Below are 3,302 nucleotides of genomic sequence, written 5' to 3'. Positions count from 1 at the left end.
TGCGTCGGGCGTTTTGTGTATTTTTGATGTCGTATTGAGAGATATCTGGCTCTTTACTAGGTCTGGCGGCGATCTACTCTCCCACGTCTTGAGACGCAGTACCATTGACGCGACAGCGCTTAACGGCCGAGTTCGGGATGGGATCGGGTGTTTCGCTTGTGCTATGACCACCAGACCGAGGAAAGAGCCTGTTGTCCAAGTAAGTGATTGATTGTGTATGCTTCTGATTTGGTCAGTGGCCACCAACGCTCGTGCATTGAGCGCTTTAGTTTGGTTTCTACTGGATCAAATCAAGCCTATCGGGCCATTAGTACCGGTCAACTGAATGCATTACTGCACTTACATCTCCGGCCTATCGACGTGGTGGTCTACCACGGCCCTCAGGGATACCTTGTTTTGAGGGGGGCTTCCCGCTTAGATGCCTTCAGCGGTTATCCTGTCCGGACATAGCTACCCTGCACTGCCGTTGGCACGACAACAGGTCCACCAGTGGTCCGTTCACCCCGGTCCTCTCGTACTAGGGGCAACTCCTCTCAAGTATCCTACACCCACGGCAGATAGGGACCGAACTGTCTCACGACGTTCTAAACCCAGCTCACGTACCTCTTTAAACGGCGAACAGCCGTACCCTTGGGACCTGCTCCAGCCCCAGGATGAGATGAGCCGACATCGAGGTGCCAAACACTGCCGTCGATATGGACTCTTGGGCAGTATCAGCCTGTTATCCCCGGCGTACCTTTTATCCGTTGAGCGATGGCCCTCCCACTTGGGACCACCGGATCACTATGGCCGTCTTTCGACTCTGCTCGACTTGTCAGTCTTGCAGTCAGGCTGGCTTCTGCCATTGCACTCAACGAGCGATTTCCGACCGCTCTGAGCCAACCTTCGCGCGCCTCCGTTACGCTTTAGGAGGCGACCGCCCCAGTCAAACTACCCGCCACACAGGGTCCCGGAACCCGATAAGGGATCGCGGTTAGACATCAAGCAAAGCAAGGGTGGTATCTCAAGGGAGGCTCCACAGGGACTGGCGTCCCTGCTTCGAAGCCTACCACCTATCCTGCACATGCTTGGCCTGATGCCAGTGTGAAGCTGTAGTAAAGGTGCACGGGGTCTTTCCGTCTAACCGCGGGAAGCCTGCATCTTGACAGGCAATTCAATTTCGCTGAGTCGATGTTGGAGACAGCGGGGAAGTCGTTACGCCATTCGTGCAGGTCGGAACTTACCCGACAAGGAATTTCGCTACCTTAGGACCGTTATAGTTACGGCCGCCGTTTACCGGGGCTTCAATTCGGAGCTTGCACCCCTCCTTTTAACCTTCCGGCACCGGGCAGGCGTCAGACCCTATACGTCGTCTTGCGACTTCGCAGAGCCCTGTGTTTTTAGTAAACAGTCGCCACCCCCTGGTTTGTGCCCCCAGCCTCTAGTTGCCTAGAAACCGGGCTCCCTTCTCGCGAACTTACGGGAGTATTTTGCCGAGTTCCTTCAACATCGTTCTCTCAAGCGCCTTGGTATTCTCTACCAGTCCACCTGTGTCGGTTTAGGGTACGATCTAATAGTGAGGCTATTTCCAGGAACTGCTAAGCGGCCCCTCCAATCCGATAAGGAGGAACAACCTTCGCAATCCGTCACCATCACATGGCCCAGGAATATTAACCTGGTTCCCATCGACTACGCCTTTCGGCCTCGCCTTAGGGGTCGGCTTACCCTGCTCAGATTAGCTTTAAGCAGGAACCCTTGGACTTTCGGCGAGAGTGTCTCTCACACTCTTTGTCGCTACTCATGTCATCATTCTCGCTAGTGATCTCTCCACCGGATGCCTTACAGCCCGGCTTCATCGAAAGCTCCTTGCGTCCAACACCTTCCGAAGAAGGCTAAAGACGCATGGAGCTATGTCACACTACGCTCCGCTACCATGCACTATGTGCATCCTCAGCTTCGGCTCATGGCTTGAGCCCCGTTACATCTTCGCCGCAGGACAACTTATTTAGACCAGTGAGCTGTTACGCTATCTTTAAAGGATGGCTGCTTCTAAGCCAACCTCCTGGTTGTTTTGGTCGTCCCACCTGCTTTCCCACTTAGCCATGAATTGGGGGCCTTAGCTGGAGGTCAGGGTTGTTTCCCTCTCCACTACGGGCGTTAGCACCCGCAGTGTGTCTGCCATCTAGTACTCCCGGGTATTCGGAGTTTGGTTAGGATCAGTAAGCCTGTGGGGCCCCATTACCCATCCAGTGCTCTACCCCCCGGGGTATTCGGATGACGCTCTACCTAAATAGATTTCGCGGAGAACCAGCTATCTCCGAGTTTGATTGGCCTTTCACCCCTAGGCACAACTCATCCCGACCTTTTTCAACAGGTGTGGGTTCGGACCTCCAGTAAGTGTTACCTTACCTTCATCCTGGTCATGCCTAGATCACTCGGTTTCGGGTCTGATCCCACGAACTCGACGCCCTATTAAGACTCGCTTTCGCTGCGCCTACACCTATCGGCTTAAGCTTGCACGTGAGACCAAGTCGATGACCCATTATACAAAAGGTACGCCGTCAGCTCTCGAGGAGCCTCCGACTGATTGTAGGCGTCCGGTTTCAGGTACTGTTTCACTCCCCTCGTCGGGGTGCTTTTCACCTTTCCCTCACGGTACTGGTTCGCTATCGGTCAGTAAGGAGTACTTAGCCTTCGGGGGTGGTCCCCCGATCTTCAGACAGGATTTCACGTGTCCCGCCCTACTTAATACGTCCCATTGAGCTTCCTGTACGGGGCTGTCACCCGCTATGGCCATGCTTCCCAACATGTTCCAGTCACTCTCAAGGCTCGGCTGGTCCCCGTTCGCTCGCCGCTACTAAGGGAGTCTCTATTGATGTCCTTTCCTCCGGGTACTTAGATGTTTCAGTTCCCCGGGTTTGCTCTTAAAACCCTATGTGTTCAGGTAATAAGTACCTGTTTCAGCAAGATATTGAGTGGCCGAAGCCAACAATATCAAACTGTCAGGTGGGTTGCCCCATTCGGAAATTCATGGATCAAAGCCTATTCTCAGCTCCCCATGACTTATCGCAGAGTATCACGTCCTTCATCGCCTCTTACTGCCAAGGCATCCACCAAACGCCCTTCTCGCGCTTGATCTGATCCAGAAGAAGCCAAACTATCGTCTGGCGCGATGCAGATGCGGGCTGGTTCGTCCGCAGCATCTCTGTTCTGATCAGAAGTCATACATTTTCCCGCCTGGACTGACGTCCAGACATTAGCAAACTGCCACCCGTGGGCGACATTTGCTTGGTTAGTGTACTTGACTTGGACAACGGTTACTT

At 53.8% G+C, this 3,302-nt stretch carries 2 rRNA genes; both read right to left on the bottom strand.

Annotated features, from left to right (window positions below):
• Nucleotides 1–60: 60 nt before the first annotated feature.
• Nucleotides 61–175, bottom strand: a 5S ribosomal RNA gene (gene rrf, locus LCM32_RS21875).
• A gap of 111 nt (nucleotides 176–286) precedes the next feature.
• Nucleotides 287–3,117: ribosomal RNA gene (locus tag LCM32_RS21870) — 23S ribosomal RNA — on the bottom strand.
• Between the last annotated feature and the right edge of the window lie 185 nt (nucleotides 3,118–3,302).

Origin of the sequence: Pseudooceanicola nanhaiensis, from assembly GCF_020171315.1 — a bacterium.
GTDB lineage: Bacteria > Pseudomonadota > Alphaproteobacteria > Rhodobacterales > Rhodobacteraceae > Pseudooceanicola > Pseudooceanicola nanhaiensis_A.
This window is presented reverse-complemented; position numbering and strand designations above follow the sequence as displayed.